17 protein-coding genes are annotated in these 17837 nt (G+C 44.1%); 4 read left to right on the forward strand and 13 right to left on the reverse strand.

The window, feature by feature from the left end:
• Window positions 1-789 precede the first annotated feature (789 nt).
• Together AC0VYE_RS28790 and AC0VYE_RS28795 are read left to right on the forward strand one after the other, a co-directional pair.
• Window positions 790-1725 carry a helix-turn-helix transcriptional regulator gene (locus tag AC0VYE_RS28790; RefSeq protein ID WP_475444079.1) on the forward strand — a complete coding sequence of 312 codons (936 nt, stop codon included), beginning with the start codon at window positions 790-792 and terminating at the stop codon, window positions 1723-1725.
• Between the two features lie 81 nt (window positions 1726-1806).
• Complete coding sequence (locus AC0VYE_RS28795; RefSeq protein WP_475444081.1) at window positions 1807-2310, forward strand: DinB family protein; 504 nt, start codon at window positions 1807-1809, stop codon at window positions 2308-2310.
• A 157-nt stretch (window positions 2311-2467) separates the two neighbouring features.
• Here the strand turns inward: AC0VYE_RS28795 and AC0VYE_RS28800 are convergent, their stop codons facing one another.
• From AC0VYE_RS28800 to AC0VYE_RS28815, 4 genes are read right to left on the reverse strand one after another with little or no spacing between them, the layout of a single operon-like run.
• On the reverse strand, window positions 2468-4249 hold the full coding sequence (locus tag AC0VYE_RS28800) for an ABC transporter ATP-binding protein (protein ID WP_475444083.1): 1782 nt from the start codon (window positions 4247-4249) through the stop codon (window positions 2468-2470).
• A 10-nt stretch (window positions 4250-4259) separates the two neighbouring features.
• Window positions 4260-6002, reverse strand: coding sequence for an ABC transporter ATP-binding protein (locus AC0VYE_RS28805; protein WP_475444085.1), 1743 nt, complete (start codon window positions 6000-6002; stop codon window positions 4260-4262).
• 17 nt (window positions 6003-6019) lie between these two features.
• Window positions 6020-6595, reverse strand: coding sequence for a hypothetical protein (locus AC0VYE_RS28810; RefSeq protein WP_076267188.1), 576 nt, complete (start codon window positions 6593-6595; stop codon window positions 6020-6022).
• Window positions 6592-7413 carry a hypothetical protein gene (locus AC0VYE_RS28815; protein WP_475444088.1) on the reverse strand — a complete coding sequence of 274 codons (822 nt, stop codon included), beginning with the start codon at window positions 7411-7413 and terminating at the stop codon, window positions 6592-6594. Before AC0VYE_RS28815 ends, AC0VYE_RS28810 begins: the two co-directional genes overlap by 4 nt.
• A 154-nt stretch (window positions 7414-7567) precedes the next feature.
• Here AC0VYE_RS28815 and AC0VYE_RS28820 point away from each other — a divergent pair, with 154 nt between their 5' ends.
• Together AC0VYE_RS28820 and AC0VYE_RS28825 are read left to right on the forward strand one after the other, a co-directional pair.
• A complete protein-coding gene (locus tag AC0VYE_RS28820) occupies window positions 7568-8656 on the forward strand; it encodes a glycosyltransferase (protein ID WP_475444090.1) in 1089 nt (362 codons plus the stop codon).
• An 86-nt stretch (window positions 8657-8742) separates the two neighbouring features.
• Window positions 8743-9690 carry a TRM11 family SAM-dependent methyltransferase gene (locus AC0VYE_RS28825; RefSeq protein WP_475444092.1) on the forward strand — a complete coding sequence of 316 codons (948 nt, stop codon included), beginning with the start codon at window positions 8743-8745 and terminating at the stop codon, window positions 9688-9690.
• Window positions 9691-9703: 13 nt separating this feature from the next.
• On the opposite strand, the gene AC0VYE_RS28830 is transcribed toward AC0VYE_RS28825, so the two are convergent.
• The 9 genes from AC0VYE_RS28830 to AC0VYE_RS28870 all read right to left on the reverse strand — a co-directional run bounded on the left by AC0VYE_RS28830 (window position 9704) and on the right by AC0VYE_RS28870 (window position 17388).
• Window positions 9704-10477 carry an alpha/beta hydrolase gene (locus AC0VYE_RS28830; protein ID WP_475449760.1) on the reverse strand — a complete coding sequence of 258 codons (774 nt, stop codon included), beginning with the start codon at window positions 10475-10477 and terminating at the stop codon, window positions 9704-9706.
• Window positions 10478-10656: 179 nt separating this feature from the next.
• Window positions 10657-11121, reverse strand: a complete 465-nt coding sequence (locus AC0VYE_RS28835; RefSeq protein ID WP_076267192.1) for a divergent PAP2 family protein — start codon at window positions 11119-11121, stop codon at window positions 10657-10659.
• 54 nt (window positions 11122-11175) lie between these two features.
• Window positions 11176-12027, reverse strand: a complete 852-nt coding sequence (locus AC0VYE_RS28840; RefSeq protein WP_475449762.1) for an MBL fold metallo-hydrolase — start codon at window positions 12025-12027, stop codon at window positions 11176-11178.
• Window positions 12027-12788, reverse strand: coding sequence for an ABC transporter permease (locus AC0VYE_RS28845; protein ID WP_076267194.1), 762 nt, complete (start codon window positions 12786-12788; stop codon window positions 12027-12029). The genes AC0VYE_RS28840 and AC0VYE_RS28845 overlap by 1 nt, the downstream gene beginning before the upstream one ends.
• Entirely contained in the window at window positions 12776-13528 is a 753-nt protein-coding gene (locus AC0VYE_RS28850) for an ABC transporter ATP-binding protein (RefSeq protein WP_475444095.1), read from the reverse strand. Before AC0VYE_RS28850 ends, AC0VYE_RS28845 begins: the two co-directional genes overlap by 13 nt.
• Window positions 13529-13696: 168 nt before the next feature.
• Window positions 13697-14677: a siderophore ABC transporter substrate-binding protein gene (locus AC0VYE_RS28855; RefSeq protein ID WP_339204896.1), complete on the reverse strand. Its 981-nt coding sequence runs from the start codon at window positions 14675-14677 to the stop codon at window positions 13697-13699.
• Window positions 14678-14748: 71 nt separating this feature from the next.
• Entirely contained in the window at window positions 14749-15507 is a 759-nt protein-coding gene (locus AC0VYE_RS28860) for an iron ABC transporter ATP-binding protein (protein ID WP_076267195.1), read from the reverse strand.
• Window positions 15504-16445, reverse strand: a complete 942-nt coding sequence (locus AC0VYE_RS28865) for an iron chelate uptake ABC transporter family permease subunit (RefSeq protein ID WP_475444097.1) — start codon at window positions 16443-16445, stop codon at window positions 15504-15506. The genes AC0VYE_RS28860 and AC0VYE_RS28865 overlap by 4 nt, the downstream gene beginning before the upstream one ends.
• The gene (locus tag AC0VYE_RS28870) at window positions 16435-17388 is read right to left on the reverse strand and encodes an ABC transporter permease (protein WP_475444099.1); all 954 of its coding nucleotides are present in this window, start codon (window positions 17386-17388) and stop codon (window positions 16435-16437) included. Before AC0VYE_RS28870 ends, AC0VYE_RS28865 begins: the two co-directional genes overlap by 11 nt.
• Between the last annotated feature and the right edge of the window lie 449 nt (window positions 17389-17837).

Genomic DNA, 17837 nt, shown 5'->3' on the forward strand with positions numbered 1-17837 from the left:
TACAATATTTTCAAATACTTAAGCGTGCCTAGAGATGTGTTGCCCTTCTAAATTCTCTACGAAACTCCTATTAATATGTCGAAAGATACGATATTCATAGGATTTAATCGCAAAAATAAAGGCTTATCGAATTAGTTTGAAAATGAAAGGATGGGCAATAGTTCCCCACAACTGAAAACTAACGAACACCAAACACCTTATTTGCTTTAAAATGCTACCTTTTTAGTTCTAACGAACCTAGGGAGCTTTAATAGACCTCAATTGATGTAAATGAGCTCTTTTTTACGCATATAACGTTATCTGAGTTCGTTAGAATTTATTTAGGACCTGATTATTGCAAATAGCAGCATATAGGTTCGTTAGAATTCAGTTTATGCTCGTTGCTTCTAGGCTAGGCAGAATTCAATCTCTGCTTATTGCCTCTGAGTTCATTAGCATTCAGTAACTGCTTGTTGCTTCTGGGTTCATTAGCATCCAGTCTCTGCTCATTGTTTATGGGTTCACTAGAATTCAGTCGCTGCTCGTTACTTCTGGGTTCACTAGAATTCAGTCTCTGCTCGTTACTTCTGGGTTCACTAGAATTCAGTCGCTGCTCGTTACGTCTGGGTTCACTAGAATTCAGTCGCTGCTCGTTACTTCTGGGTTCATTAGCATTCAGTCTCTGCTCGTTACTTCTGGGTTCATTAGCATTCAGTCACTGCTCGTTGCTCCTATATTCGTCATAGCCAGCCGCCCCAAACCCAACAAGCACTACTCTCTACAATAAATCCACATTCACAGGTGATTACTTTGAAAATAGAACGATTGCTCGCTGTTATCATTTATTTATTGAATCACGGCAGAACAAGTGCTTCGGTATTGTCCCAGAAGTTTGAAGTCTCAAACCGAACGATTCAGAGGGATATGGAAGCTATAAATATGGCAGGCATCCCCATCCTTTCATTTCCCGGACTGCTCGGAGGTTTTGAAATTATGGAAGGCTACCGCTTAAGCCATCAGGTTCTCACTAAGGATGAGCTCGTTTCCGTAATGACGGGGCTAAAAGGGCTGCAAAGCCATTCGGATGATCTTGATGTTGCCCGTACGCTGGAGAAAATGCGAGCCCTATTGAAAAAAAGCGATATTCATTATACAGACAAAGCACTGGAACAATGGATTATTGATTTATCCTCATGGGGCTGCAATGAGGAGGAGAAGAAAAAAACAACTCTCCTTCGACAGGCTATTCAGAAGAAAATGGTCGTAACTTTTGACTATACCAATTCCCAAGGCTGCTCAGCTAAAGCTGTCGTGGAGCCGGCTTCCGTCGTTCATAAAGGGTTCCATTGGTATTTGTATGGCTATTGCAGAGACAAAAATATAACAAAGCTTTATCGACTATCGAGAATGCGAAAACTAGCTGCCATATCTGAAATCTTTGACCGAGAAATCGCCGCTTATGACGCTGCAGCCATTGAAGCCGAATGGAAAATGAATACGAAGACGGTACATTTGGTGATGCGTTTTCAACCTAGCGTTAAGGTGAGAGTCGAAGATTCTTTTCAAGAAGGAATCATTCGCTGCGAGAACGACGGTACAATGTTTGTTGAAATCGTTTATCCTGAGGATGAATGGGTTTATGGCATGATTTTGAGCTACGGGGACGCCGTGGAAGTAATGGAGCCGATATATGTGAGGGATATTATCCGAGATAGAGCGAAAAATATATGGCGGCTTTACAGCTAAAAAAAAGGAACGAAACGATGACAGGCAGTTGTCGTGGTTTATGTTCTACAATTCAGTTATATCTGATTGTAGGAGGATTATATGATTAAACAAAATGAACTTATTCAACAGTTTGGCAGCTTGGCGCCGTGGTATTCATCCTTATCCCATATCGCACCTGAACCAGCATGGCTTAACCCGATCAAGGAAGGCAAATGGTCCGCCGCAGAAATCATTGCCCATTTAGACAGATGGGATCAATATTTCATAACAAGCGTACTGTTCGAAGCTGAAAAACACAGCAATGTTGAATTCCCGGACCACGATGAATATAATGCTGCCTCCTCGGCTTACGCATTATCCGGCGTATTGCCATCTGAAATTTTGAATCAAGCGATGGAGACAAGACAAAAGCTCGTGCAAAAATTAACCGAAATGACTGAGCAGCAATTTTTTCATCCTATCACTGTACACGGAAATACACATTGTCCACAAACGAAAGCTCCCTATTCGATCGGATATTTAATTTTTGATTTTATCCAGCATGACGAGCATCATCGCAAACAAGTGGAAGAGTTTCTACTTCAGCCGCAGTCTAAGAAGTGATACAAGAGATCACATAAATGAAGCCGAGTTCAACTAAATCAGCACACGCTTTAAAAATATATGACTCTATAAGGTCATAACATAGCAGCGGCAGCCTCGGAATAATTCCATGGCTGCCGCTATTCTCATTCCTATTCAAAGCGTTAAAAGTAAACTTCTATCGTCCTTGTGTTTCCATCGTAACAGCGGACGGCTCAGTCGATACTTTCTCGCCTTTCTGCAGCTGATACATTTTATAATATCTGCCTCGCAGCGCCATTAAAGCATCATGATTGCCGCGCTCCACGATTTCACCGCGATGCAAGACGAGAATCTGATTCGCCTCTCGAATGGTGGACAAGCGATGAGCGATAATTAGTGTTGTCCTGCCTTCACTGACTACCTTCAAGGCTTGTTGAATCAGCCCCTCCGTCTCACTGTCAATGCTGGCTGTCGCCTCATCCAATATAAGAATAGAAGGATCGAAGGCTAAAGCTCTAGCGAAAGAGATAAGCTGCCGCTGTCCCGAAGACAACGTACTGCCGCGCTCAACCACTGGCTCATCATAACCGCCAGGCAGCTGCTCTACAAAAGTTGCCGCCCCAACATCCTTCAGCACGCTTTTCACGCGATCTATTGTGATGTCCTTGTTGTACAGGCTGACGTTGAATTTAATGTCGCCTGCGAACAAGTACGGATCTTGCAGCACAATGCCCATATGCTTGCGCAGCTCCTGCTTCGAATACGTCGCTATATTACGTCCATCAATCGTAATGTTCCCTTTGTCCGGCTCATAAAAGCCAAGCAGCAGATTCATGATCGAGCTTTTGCCCGAACCGGTATGACCGACTAATGCAACCGTCTCTCCCCTGCGCGCTTCGAATGAAATTTGCTTCAGAACGTTTTCGCCCTCTTTATACGCAAACGTAATGTTATCGAATTTCACGACACCATCCGGACGTTTCACCTGAGCTACCTCTTCGACCTCCATGCCTTCCATGTCTAATACCGCAAATACCTTCTCCGCAGAAACAAAAGCACGCTGTGCATTCGTCAATTGGTCGAAGATACCGATAATCGGCTGAAAAATACGACCCAAATAATCGATAAAAGCATAAAACACGCCGTAAAGAATTGCTGTTTCCAGTGAAGCCCGCCCAAAGTACCAAATAACCATCGCTGTTACTAAGCTTCCAATGGTGCCCACAATGTTTCTTGAAGACAAAGAGAAAACTCTAAACTGCTTGATCTGGTTAACGTAACGATCCTCGTTCAGCACCTCAAACTCTTCGAGCGTCACCTTCTCGCGGCGAAAGGCTTGAATAATCGGCATAACGACAATCGATTCGTTGATCATCGCATTCATGTCGCTGAGACGTGCGCGCATAATCGTAATGTATTTCTTTGAGTATTTTAAATGTATGACCATAATGATCGCGAAGAGCGGCGGCAATAACAAGCAAAACATCGCTAGCCGCACATCCAAAATAAACAATGCAGTAAAAATACCGAGCAGCTGTACGAAGCTGACAACAAAGGTCGCCATGAAGCTCATGAATAAATCCCTGACCGCCTCTGTGTCGTTCGCAATTCTCGATACAATTTGCCCGATCGGCGTATTGTCGAAGTAGCGCAGCGGAATTCGCTGGATATGACTCATTAAATCCATACGCATATTTTTGATAATGCGAAGCGCCGTCGTCTGCAAAATATAGGATTGCGAGAAATTGCTAATACTTGCAACAAGCAGCAGCCCCATATAAACGCCCAGCAGCCCGAGAACTGGCATGATATCATTCCCGCCGACGGATAAATGCTTGTCGATTATCGTTTTTATAATAAAAGGTCCGCCGAGCTCAGCACCTACCGCGCAGCACAGAATAAGCAGGGCGCCGATAATTCTAAACTTATAGACGAGAGCATATGCGAATAGTCTTCTCGCCGTTGATTGTTTTGGCATTCTAAGCCTCCTATTCTTCCAAGCTAGCTTCCATTTGCTGCCGTTCCCATTGTTCCTTGTACCAGCCGCCAAACAGCATCAGCTCTTCATGAGTGCCTTCTTCGATGATTCGGCCCTCATTCAGCACAAGTATCCAGTCCGCGTGGCTAACCGCTGATAGGCGATGAGTCGTAATAAATGTTGTCTTTCCTTCACGCTCCAAACGAATATGGTGAAGAATTCGACTTTCCGTCCGTGCATCAACAGCCGAGAGTGAATCATCCAGCAGCAATATTTCGGAATCAACGAGCAATGCCCGCGCAATCGCCAGCCGCTGTTTTTGTCCACCTGAGAGCATGACACCATTTTCCCCAACGACCGTTTCAAGTCCTTCTGGCATTTGTGCAATATCTTCTGTAAAAGAAGCCATTTGAACCGCTCGAGCGATTTCATCTAGCGTTGCGTTCGGCTTGCCTAGCGCAATATTTTCTCGAATGGTCTTGGAGAGAAGCAGATGCTCCTGAGGCACATAGGCAATCCAGCGTCTCATCTGGTCTATCTCAATTTGCTCAACTGGAACTCCCGCTATCATTAAACGATCCGCTTCAAGCGGATATTGACGCAGCAGCTGCTTAAGCAGCGTACTCTTTCCACTCCCCGTTTTCCCTACGATTCCAAGTGTCTGGCCTCGTTCAAGCTGAAAGGATACATTGTTCAAGCTAGGCTGGCTAGCCGTAGGATAAGTAAAGGTGAGCTGCTTCATCTCAATGCGCGTAGGCAACTTAATGGCAACAGGCTTATCTGAATCTTGAAGATCCGGCTTTTGCGTTAACGCCGAGTCCAATCGGTCAGCAGAAGCACTGCCGCGCTGCAGCACATTAATAAACTCGCCAAACGAAATCATTGGCCAAATGAGCATGCCCAAATAGATATTAAAGGAAATGAGCTGGCCAAGTGAAATCTCGTCTTGGAATACGAGATATGAGCCATAACCTATTCCAATCGAATAACTGACTCCTACAATTAACGAGATAATCGGCTGAAACATCGCATTTAGAATCGAGACTCGTTTATTTTTGTTCATAACCTCTGAGGTTACATGATCAAATGCAACAAGATCATTGTTTTCCTGCACGTACGAGCGAATAACGCGTATTCCCGAAATCGATTCCAGCGCATGTTCATTCATTTTCCCAAAGGAAGCCTGCGCGTCCAGAAAGCGGGTTCTTACTTTTTTGCCCAGCTTGCTAATTACGACTGCCAGCAACGGAAGCGGAATAAGTGCCGCGATCATTAATTTGTAGCTGACTAATGAAATCATCATAATAATGACTACCGATGCCCCTACCAGCGTGTTGACGAGCGTCATTACACCGTATCCCGCTGTCTGGCCAATTGCGAGTACATCATTAGTCGCGAGCGCCATCAGCTGTCCCGTGCTGTTGCGCTGAAAGAAAGCAGGCGTCATCCTTGTTAAATTTGCGAGCAGCTTCCCTCTCAGCACCTTCTCGATAAGCGCCGAATTGCCAAACAGTGTCGTAATCCATATATAGACCATGACGTAAAGAAATAACGCAAGCAGAACTAGTGTCAACACCGTCTGCGTTAAACCAGCTGAGGTCAGCTGACCATCGCGGATGTTGTCAACCGTCCGGCCAATTAGATTAGGCGGTATTGTGGAGAGCAGGCTAACTAACGCCATAATGCCTATGGCAAGCGCATAGCTGCCCCATCTATCCTTAAAAAACCATCGCAACCGTTTTACAAAAGACATGAGATCCCCCTTTTCCGCTAATTCAACGACCTTTTCTCTCTCACATTTGAGACTCGAAATGGCAATCGAAGAAATAGCAGCTCCATAATGAATAACAATATTCCAAAAGCGATTAACAGCATGACCCAGCTATCTTCTACATTCAACAAGAACGGATATATTATAACCATTAAAATGTTGAACACCAAATAAGTATTTCTGCGGCTAATCGCAGTATCCAACAACTGAACAGCCCCATCCTGTTTCAACATTTCAATAAGTCCATTGAAAATCCAATACGCCATCAAAATATGAAGAATAAACAGCAGTTGCGAATAGAGATGGACGGCGAGCGGTATAGACGAAAATTCCGTAATCATTACATTTGTTTGGATAAACAGAACTGGAATAGTAAGAATGACCAGAACAATAGAAATGTACTTCGCTTTTTTATATGCCGGGTGCATGGAGCCCAGATGCTGCAGGGCTGACAAAACCATCAAGTAACCTATAATGTCAGGCAGCAAATCAAAGTATCCAATCCTTATATCAATCATTGCAATAACAAGGCCCCAGCCAAGTCTCCTTAGTTCACGTCTGAAAGGGGTGCTCAATGCATTTCACCTCCCGAACGGACTAAACGCTTCAGCTGCCGCTCACTAAAATTAAGGTTATGATTAATCGGAATATCCTCAATCATTTCCTGTCCATCTTCCAGCTTGAAATGAAGAATGATTTTGGATTTAAACATCGAGACGGCTTCGGGCTCATTATCCGGAATAGACCATTGATATGTAAATGCTAATGAATCATCTTGCGACAGCTTCATAGGGAATTCAACCGACGCAAGCGGCTTCCCTGATAGATCAAGCTTGAACCATGGCTTCACTTTGTCGCTGAACGTATATTCAATCTTCTCCAAAACAGCCGTTTTCCTTACATAAACCTTATAGCTTCCAGAGCCATTTGAGGATGAGCTTCCCGAAGCAAAGTCCAGTATGCTTTCTCGTTTATTCCACACGACATTAATTTCACCAATCGGAACTTTTCTAGACTGCCCTTTTTCGTAATACACCGTAATCTCTCTTATTGTGAACGGTATTTTCCTATCCTCGTTGATAAGATCTGGCATCAATTGTCCAGAGGCTCGCATCTCAGATTGATGAGTATGTATGTTTCTTTTATAAATTTGAAATCGAAATTCGGGCAGTTCTTCTATTTGAATGCTGCTTACTTTATTAGATGCTTGTTTATTTTCAAAAAATGTAAAATCAAGTATTTCACCAGTGCTCCCATTTATGGTGCTGTCATGCTTTAGAAACAGCGCCTCCTTCAGCTGCATGCTCTGAAAATACCAAAGGTTTCCTAGCCAGCTTCCCGCAATGAGAAACACGACGACAAACCATCTTATTTTAATTTTCAGTCCTGTCACCCCTCTCCTCATCTGTTCATATTACCACTTATTTGTGCTAGAGATAATAATTGGTTTAAAAATAAGAGGTTGTTCTTTATAACGAATATGATATGATTATTTTGAACATTGCTTTATGAAATTCAAACGATCGAACACGTCAGAGGTGTAGCCTATGAATTACGCGATAAGTGCGATTGTACCTATATTCAATGCTGAAAATTGGCTGCGTCCCTGTTTGAAAAGCATTCTTAATCAGCCTTTTCGAAATATTGAGGTGCTGCTCGTCAATGACGGTTCCACTGATCTCAGCGGCGCGATATGCGAAGAATTCGCTATAACAGACAATAGAGTTAAAGTGATTCACAAGCCAAACGGCGGTGCAAGCAGCGCCAAAAATACCGGTTTACAAGCGGCAAGCGGCAAATACGTCGCCTTTCTTGATGCTGATGATGAAATCGATCCGCTTTTTTTCGTAAAGCTATACGCCATGGCAGAAGAGCATGCTTGCGAAGTGTTGATTGGAGGTTACGCGACAATTCCAACCAAACAGAACGTATCGCCCTGCTTTCGGCTGCATACCGTTATGAACGGCAAAGATTTAATACTAAGCGCCGCAGCTGTTCATTCTAATAATGACCTGTGTTTTACTTGGCGCAGTCTATTTCTTCGCGCATCGCTTGAAAAAAACGAGATTCTGTACAACGAGGGATTAACGGTAGGAGAAGATACCATTTTCCATTTGGAAGCCTTGCTGGCCTCTGATCGTGTCTGCGCGATTCCGGACCCTTTGTATTTTCACAACACGGTTAACAATCTGAACAGTCTGATACGTTCTCCCTATAAGCATTATCTTGAAGAAAGCCTTGTTCTGCAGTACCAGCTGCGAAAGAGCTTATCCGAGAAATTCGGTTTATTAGCGCATGCCCATTATAGAAAGGATATGGCGTCCTACCACATCCAAACGATCCTTTCGATGCTGATCAACAATTTCAAACACAATCCTGTCGCCCCTGCAAAAAAAGATTTGGCAAGAATCATCAACCTTAAAATGATGACAGACAGTACGAAGGAGCTTGGCTGGCTTCACAATTACAGCAACATCAAGTCATTTCTTTATTATTTAACGCTTAAATTCAAGCTTGCGGCATGGCTGTATCACTTTGAATTCCGCTTGCCGCGCCAATCGCCATTGCTGTTTCTCAAGCTTTTTGGTAGAAAAAAAACCATTCATAACCGACTGATTCGCTACACTAAGCGTTAATCGCACATCGCCATTCCTTTGTCCGCCCATCCTTTTCATGTATACTAGAGGCTTCAATTCAATTATACAAAGGATGCGACAATAACTTGGAAAATAGAAACAATCTATTCGTATATACCTATGGCTATCGCATTGAAGAGGCTGATTTATGCCGCTTGGAGATGCGTTCTTTATTTGGAAAACAATCAGAAACTGATCTTTTGTTTAGCGAAATAGACGTACATCCCGATCGAAGTCCTTTTATGAGAGAACGGCTTGAAGTTTTATATCAAGGCGAACGGCTTGAGGATATTTTGGAGCAGGTGAAGCAAATTCAATTAGGAGAGGCTACATTTAAGGTGATTTTCCTAAAAATGAATGACCTGACGGCGGAAAACAAAATCGATTTTGAAGGACAACGCGCAATTGAACGTGAACTTGGCGTTTATATCGAAGGCGAGGCTGATGTACGCAAACCTGATCGCGTTTTTGGCATTTTAACTTGGGGCGGACGCTGGTACTTTGGCAATTATATAAAAAGCAAAGCCGTCTGGCTCGCTCACATGCAAAAACCGCGCAGCTATTCCATTGCACTCAGCACGCGAATTGCGCGCGCCATAGCCAATATCGCTATCCCGAATCCAGTCGGGATCAAAGCGATCGACCCTTGCTGCGGCATTGGGACGGTACTGGTAGAGGCGCTGTCTATGGGCATGAACATCGTCGGCCGAGATATCAATCATTTTATCATTCGCGGGACACGTGAAAACCTGGCTCATTTCGAATATGAAACAGATGCCGTTTGCGGTGATATTGCTGATATCTCAGACCATTATGATGTAGCCATTGTAGATATGCCTTACAATCATTTCTCTAATACGACACCTGAGGCACAATTCTCCTTGCTGCAGCATACTCGCCGAATCGCAAACAAAGCTGTCATTGTGACTGCTGATCCAATGGACGAGCTTATTGCAAACGCAGGCCTTACCATCTTAGATCGCTGCATGACTCGAAAAGGCAGCTTCGTCAGACAAATAATCGTCTGTGAATAGTAGATTACAGCTATTATTTGTACCCATTAAATGCTAGCCACGATGCGCAAGCAGCCGTCCATTCTTTTGTATGCTCCTCATCCTCGGCTAAGCCAAGCCCATGACGTCCTTTCGTATACACGTGAAGATCAAAAGGAATCTGGTGCTTGCTCAGCGCGGATGCAAACAAAAGGCTGTTCTCGACAGGAACGGCGCCATCATCTGCTGTATGCCATAAAAAAGTTGGCGGTGTATCAGGGGTTACCTGCGTTTCATTGCTGAGCTGTTCGATTTGATTCAGGTTCGCTTCTTTGCCAAGCAAATTTTCTCTTGAGCCCGCATGCGTAAAAGGGTCTTTGAGTGTGATGACAGGATAACATAAGACGAGTAAATCCGGACGGCAGGACTGTCGTTCAATAACATCCTCTGCATTTTCATTCCCTTGGTCATAGCTTGTCCCCGCGTTCGAAACTAAATGCCCGCCTGCTGAAAATCCAAGAATGCCTATTTTATTCGGATTAATTCGATACATTTCTGCTTTGAAACGGACGGTACGTATCGCCCGTTGAACATCCAGCAGTGCGCAAGGATATTGATAAGGCGCCACCCGATATCGCAAAACGAACGCAGAAATGCCTAAACTGTTCAACCACTGTGCAATCGGTTCTCCTTCATGGTGCGCTCGCATGCCATAACCACCGCCTGGACATACGATAATTGCTGGTCTATTCTCGCCATCTACAAGATAAGGCGTTATAGCTGGACAATCCTCATCTGCATTTCCCTGTGCATACGGCGCTCCGTGCATCCATAATAATTGCTCTGCCACCTTATTTCCCCCTTATGCTGCATAAGAATTGAAATCTTTTACCATTATATAACTAATGATAATGTCAGTCATCTGCAATCCTATATTCAAATAAAAACAGGCTTAAGCCGAAAAAACGCGCCTAAGCCTGTCCGTTCATTTTACAATTGCTGCTTGCCTTATTTCTTGATAATCGTCAAAGCTCCAACGAAACCGATAAGCGCTCCAAGCAGTGAGCCAGCTAAAACTTCACTAGGCTGATGACCGAGACTTTCCTTAAGCCGTTCACGCCTGCGCTCATGATACAATCCTGGATGCTCGCCAGCCAGCTTCTCCACATCCTCGTCCAAATCATTTACCTGCACAGCAATTTCACCTGTATGTCTGCGAATATTCATCGCATCGTACATCACAATAATGCCAAGCATCGCAGATATGGCAAATTCCGGCGTCTTTACGCCATACTTGGTCGCCGTGTATGCAGCTAGCGCGGAAACGCCGCTTGAATGTGAGCTCGGCATTCCACCTGAACCAATAATTTTCCGCACATCCCATTTGCCGCTTCTCGCAAAATGTACAGGCAGCTTAAGCAATTGGGCTGTCCCAACAGCCGTCAACGCTGTCACAAGTCCTCTGTTTGACATATCCGTCAACCTCCAGTCCTTATTCCCATCTCATTTTGCCCTGCTGAGCGTAAATTATTTCATATAAATAAATCGCTCGCCAGGTGCGAACATATGGAACTTCTGGGCTGGATAATGACGCTGGATATAATCGACGAAATAAGCCGGGTTCTCATCATTGTGTGGAAATAAGCCATAATGCATCGGAATCAATAAATCAGCATGAATTTGTATCGCAATCTCAACAGCCTCACGATAATTGCAATTGCCGACGATCCCCTGTTCATTGCGAACAAAATCTCTTCCATTGATCGGCAATAATGCAATATCGATTTGTCTGCTTTGCAGCCAAGTGACAAGCTCTGGGAAACCAACGGTATCGCCAGAGTGATAAAGATGAATGCCATTAAAATTCGCAACATAACCTAGAAACTTATGTTCACCTGCTTCATCCTGTTCGAACTGTTCATGCTTGGCAGCGAATGCATCGAGCCTTATGCCGCCTGCAAGCTCAATCGATTGTCCATGAGAAATACCGATCAGCTGCTCATCACGGAAACCCCATTCCTTCAATAGCGGAAGATGAGCTCTCGGCACGATAAATCGTGTTTTGGAAGATTGCTGAATAACTTGCAGCGTCTGCTTGTCCATATGATCCTCATGGTGGTGGGAGCATACGACATAATCGACATCGAGGCAATCCGAAGGCGACAGCGGCGATTCGAAGGCTCGTGACCACGGCGGTCCTGCCATCTCATACACCCAGTTCGTCAAATACGGATCAAATAAAATCGTTTTTTTGTTCCATTTGACGAGAAAGCCCTCTTGTCCAAGCGCCCATAACGCCAAAGCTTGATCTGGAAGTTCCGTTCCGGCTATTTGCTTTACTAAATTTTTCCCACTGTTATATACGTTCACGACGGTCATCACCCTTTTTGCTCCATATTTTGAATGCGAAGGTCTTTCGTAAACCATAGCTTATAGCTTAATAAACTTAAAATAATGCTCGTAACCGCAGCTGAGCTTGCGAACGCAAACACAATTAATATTTGGTACCGAACCGCTTCGATCGGATTCGCGCCAGCGATAATCATCCCTGTCATCATACCGGGAAGCTGAACCAGACCTACTGTCTTCATTCCGTCTATCGTCGGAATCATGCTCGATTTAACCGATCGCTTCATTACATCTTGAATCGCTTGCCTTGCTGTCGCTCCAAGTGAGAGCAGCGTCTCCATCTCGCCTTTCGAGGATTCGACCTCTCTTCTCATTTGATTGAGCAGTAAACCCGAAACGACCATCGCATTGCCGATCGTCATGCCGCTAATCGGAATAATGTATTGCGGTGTCGCTTCTATAATTCGAAAGCCGAGCAGCAGTCCCATCATAAGCAGCTCTGTCGATGTGATCGCAATCGCGATTTTCCAAATGATGCCCTTCAGTCCAGCTCCCCTTTTACCAGCATGATAAGACGCTACACTAATCATAAGTACAAGGATCATTGTAATAAACAGCGGATTGCTCGTATTAAAAATAAATTGCAGCACATAGCCGACAAGCAGCAGCTGTACCGCAGAACGAATGGTGCCAATCGCGATGTCTCGCTCAAGCCCAAGCTTCTGCCATACGGAGATAAGCATCGTAATCATCACAAACAACAAGGTAAAGCTAAGTGCTACGATTGACATGGCTGCTCCTTTTGTATCGGCGCTTTTATATAATTTTGTGCGAGCTCGGATGTTGGATGTTCAAAAAAAGCAGCCGTGTCGCTGTTCTCCAGCAGCGTTCCTTCCCCCATAAACCATATAGAGCTGCTCATCTGCTGAGCCTGCTCCAAATCATGTGTAACCCAAAGCATCGTTGCCCCTTCTTGATGATGCCACTCTCGCAGCACTTCCTCCACCATTTCCTTGCTGCCTCGGTCAAGCGATGCGGTAATCTCATCAAGAAGAAGCACGGTAGGATGAAGAAGCAAGGAACGGAGCAGCGAGATTCGCTGTTTCTCTCCTCCTGACAGCTGTTCGGCGCTTTTGCCCATATCAAGATGATCCAGCCCTAGCCTTGGCAGCATATGACGTACGAGCTTCTCGTCATACGGCATGCGATGCAGCATACTCACGGTTCTCAAATTTTGCTCAATGCTCCCATTCAGCATAACGGACTGCTGAGCAACGTAACATACCTTCATTCTCCAAATCCTTGGATCTAATTCTCGCTGTGAAACATTATGTAAACGGATATCACCCTCATCGGCGTTATCCAGACCTGCAAGCAAACGCAGCAGCGTACTTTTGCCTTGTCCAGATACACCTAATATAGAAATAATAGCCGGATCAGCAATCAATGCAGTAACATTTGCGAACAGCTGAACATCCTCATCACCACTGCGGTTTTTCCTAATACTCTGAAGTTCCAAAACACTAGCCACAAACGTTCCTCCCTTCGGCTTCCCTTACATTATAGCTGTAATGCTTGGCTCTAAAAAGTAAATTTAATAAGCTACAGACCCGCTCGTATGCAAAAAAAGGCTGATGACTACTGCCGCAGTTGCGGAAGCAGGCCACCAGCCTTCATAGTCCATCTATGCTTGCTGCTATTATTTTATCGCTGCGTCAATTTCTTTAACCATTTCCGCTACAGAGATAAGTCCGCCGCCAGAAAGGTACCAGAAATCTGGATTAAGATAAACGATATTTCCTTCTTTGTACGCTTTAGTGTTTTTCACCAAAGCATTCTCAACGGAAGAATGTGCATCCCCTGATCCTTCTGTCACTGCATTGCGGTCAACAACGAATAAGTAATCAGCATCCTTCTCTGCTACATATTCGAACGTTACAGGGTCGCCGTGCGTTGAAACTTTAATGTTCTCATCTACAGCCGGTATGCCAAACACGTCATGAATGATACCGAAACGCGATGCTTTACCATATGCGCTGATTGCACCTTCGTTTGCCAAAATAATAAGGCCATTTTTTCCAGAAGCTGTTGCTTTTTCATTCAATGCTTTAATGGAATCATTAATTGCTGCTAGCTCTGTATCTGCTTCAGCTTCTTTAGAGAAGATTTGAGCCAGTGTTTTCACGTTAGTCGTAAAGGACTCCATGAAGTTTTTGTTGTCCACACCCATAAAAATCGTAGGAGCGATCTTCGTAAGCTCTTCGTAAGCATCCTGTTGACGACCTGAAATAATGATCAAGTCAGGTGCAGTTTCATTGATTTTCTCAAAGTCCGGCTCTTTCAAGCTGCCTGCGTTTACGTATTTTGCATCTTTAAATTTTTCAAGGTATGCAGGAACGCTAGCTTGCGGAAGTGAAGCAACCTCTACGCCTAGCTTGTCTAGTGTATCAAGAGTACCATAGTCAAATACGACAACCTTGCTAGGATTAACAGGGACAACCGTTTCGCCAAGCTGATGTTTAACTGTAATTTCTGTAGGTGCATCTGTTGCAGGTGTTTCAGATGCTGGTGTGTTCGTAGCGCTGTTAGCGCCTTTATTTCCGTTGTTATTTGCGCCGCATGCTGCAAGCACCAAGCTTAGAATGACTAAAATAGCCAATACAGGTATAGATTTTTTCAAAACATTCACCCCTAAATCAATTTTTTTATATTGAAAAACTTGAAAACCGGAAGTAAGTAAATCTTTCATGACTACTTAAAATAGACGCCGATACGATTCCCGTTTATGAGCTCAATCGGTATGTCCATGTCATAGATGTCATGAAGCACGGCGTTGTCGATGATCGTCTCGGTTGAACCTTCCTTGACGACCTTTCCATCCTTCAACGCCACGATATAATCGGAGTAGCAAGAAGCGAAATTGATATCGTGAATAACGAGCACGACCGTTTTGCCAAGCTCCTCAACGAGCCGCCGCAGCACCTTCATAATTTGGACGGAGTGCTTCATATCCAAGTTGTTGAGCGGTTCATCCAGCAATATGTATTCGGTGTTCTGAGCGATAACCATCGCAATAAATGCACGCTGGTTTTGTCCACCGCTCAGTTCATCAAGGTACTTGGCTTGCAGATCAACAAGATCCATATAAGCAATGGCTTCATCTACTTGCTGCCAATCTTCCTTCGTCAGCTTGCCTTGAGAATAAGGGAATCTGCCGAAGCTGACGAGCTCTCGTACAGTTAAACGAAGATTAATATGATTCGACTGTTTTAAGATTGATATTTTTTTTGCAAGATCTGCGCTTTTCCAGCTACTTACTTCCTTCCCCTCAATTAACACTTGGCCGCTGTCCTTCGCTAACAATCGGCTAATCATAGAGAGAAGCGTACTCTTGCCTGCACCGTTCGGTCCGATAAACGAAGTGACCTTTCCCTTCGAAATCCGAATCGATACATCCTCGATGACCGGCTTGCCGCCATATGATTTGGAAACATTTTTAACCTCTATCATGCTTTCTTCTCCCTTAGCAGCAAATATAAAAAGTACGCTCCGCCGATGAAGTTAATAATGACGCTAATCGTCGTTTCAAACGTGAACACATGCTCTACGAGCAGTTGACCTCCAACGAGTGAAATGATGCTGATGAGTATCGCCCCTGGAATGAGATAGCTATGCCGATAGGTCTTCATGAACTGATAGGCTACGTTGACAACCAGCAGTCCAAGGAAGGTAATCGGCCCAACTAAAGCCGTGGATACAGCGATCAGAATGGCGACGATGACGAGCACTCTTTTGACAACATAATCATAAGGAATGCCAAGATTGACTGCATGCTCCTTGCCCAGCGATAACACGTCAAAATATTTGCTTAACCGCATGCCGTAAATGGCTACAAGAGCGACGATGATGATTGAAATGATAAGCAAATCCGTGTTGACGTAATTGAAGCTGGCGAACATTTTCCCCTGCACAATTAGAAATTCATTCGGATCAATAAGAACCTGCATGAACGTCGACATGCTCCCGAACAATGTGCCCATCACTAGCCCTATTAATAGAAGGAAATAAAGATTTCTGCCTTCCCTTTTGAATAGAAACTTATAGAGCAGCAGGGCGAATGCTATCATTGCCGCTATCGTAATAAAAAAATTAAGATGCTTGTTTGTGCTTGGCAGACTCATCGATCCAAAGGTAAAAACGACGAAGGTTTGAATCAGCATATAAAGGGAATCCAGCCCGATAATGCTCGGCGTCAAAATACGGTTGTTCGTAATGGTCTGAAAAATCATAGTGGAGTAAGCAATAGCGCCCCCGGTTACGACAATCGCCAGTACCTTCTTCAATCTTCTTGGCAGTGCATAATCCCAATGGGTCCCAAGATCGATGAACAAAAATACGACAATTAATGCGACGCCCAGCACCGCAAGCAAACTTAGTTTAAGCTTCATATGCCTTTCTCCTCATCAACAAGTAAAGAAAAATAATGCTTCCGACAACGCCGATCGTGAGTCCGATTGGAATTTCATACGGAAAAATAATTAGGCGGCCAAGCACATCGCACACCAGTACGAATATGGCTCCAAGCACCGCCGTGTGCGACAGGTTTTTCTTCAAATTGTCGCCCATATACAGCGTCACGATATTCGGAATAATGAGGCCAAGGAAAGGCAGCGTACCGACAGTCAAAATGACGATAACCGATACAAGAGCTACAATTACAAGCCCGATGTTAACGACAAGCTTATGATTCATTCCCAAATTGGTTGAAAACTCTTCGCCAAGGCCAGCAATGGTAAACTTGTTCGCGTAGAGATAAGCTACTACGAGCAGCGGTAGGCTCACATACAGCAGCTCGTAACGTCCACTCATAACAAGCGAGAAGCTGCCTTGCAGCCAAGATGAGATGTTTTGAATAAGATCATTTTTATAGGCAAAAAATGTAGTAATAGAGCTGATGATGTTACCGAACATCAATCCTACTAGCGGAATGAAAATCGTATCTTTAAATTTCAGACGATCGAGAATTTTCATGAACAGATAGGTTCCTGCGAGTGCAAAAGCAAACGCGATCAGCATTTTCTCAAGCGTACTCGCCGATGGAAACACCATTAAGGCAACGAGTATACCGAGTCTAGCGGAATCATCCGTTCCGCCGGTCGTTGGCGATACAAATTTGTTGCGGCTTAGCTGCTGCATTATCAAACCTGTAACGCTCATGCCGACGCCGGCAATTATAATACTGATAAGCCTAGGGAAACGGCTGATGGTGAGAACCTGAAGCTGCTCATCCGTCAGACTGAACAAGTCCAGCGGCGAGATGTCTTTTACTCCGATAAATAAAGAAGTAATCGATAATACAATAAGCACGACAAAAAGATACCATAGCTTCATACTCAATCCTCGAATCATCACGAATATTATCAGAGATAATCATTCTCATTAATTATCAAAAAAATACATTGCCTCCGCTTATCATCATTCAATGATAACCATTATCAGCAACATTCACTATGTTACACGATTTTCAGATGATCGGAATGGACTTTCCTGTTTTCAAGGATGGACATTTCTATACAGCTGGGAGGTGTGACGGGTTGGTGAACATGGATACGCTCCGTTCGGGGAAGCTAATTAGCGGTTTGTGGCTCTGTCCTCACCAAATTCACTATTTCTGCGCAGATAGCTCTATAAACTAGTCTTATTCAAGCAGCTCATCTCGCCAAAGTGCCTCTAAAGTGTGAACTGATCAGAAATAGAGCTAGAATATAGCTCTATTTTCACCATATCCACCATTTCGGGGCAGTTAGAGCTAGAAACTAGTCTTATTCAAGCAGCTCGAC

This window comes from Pristimantibacillus sp. Z349TD_6, assembly GCF_056173205.1.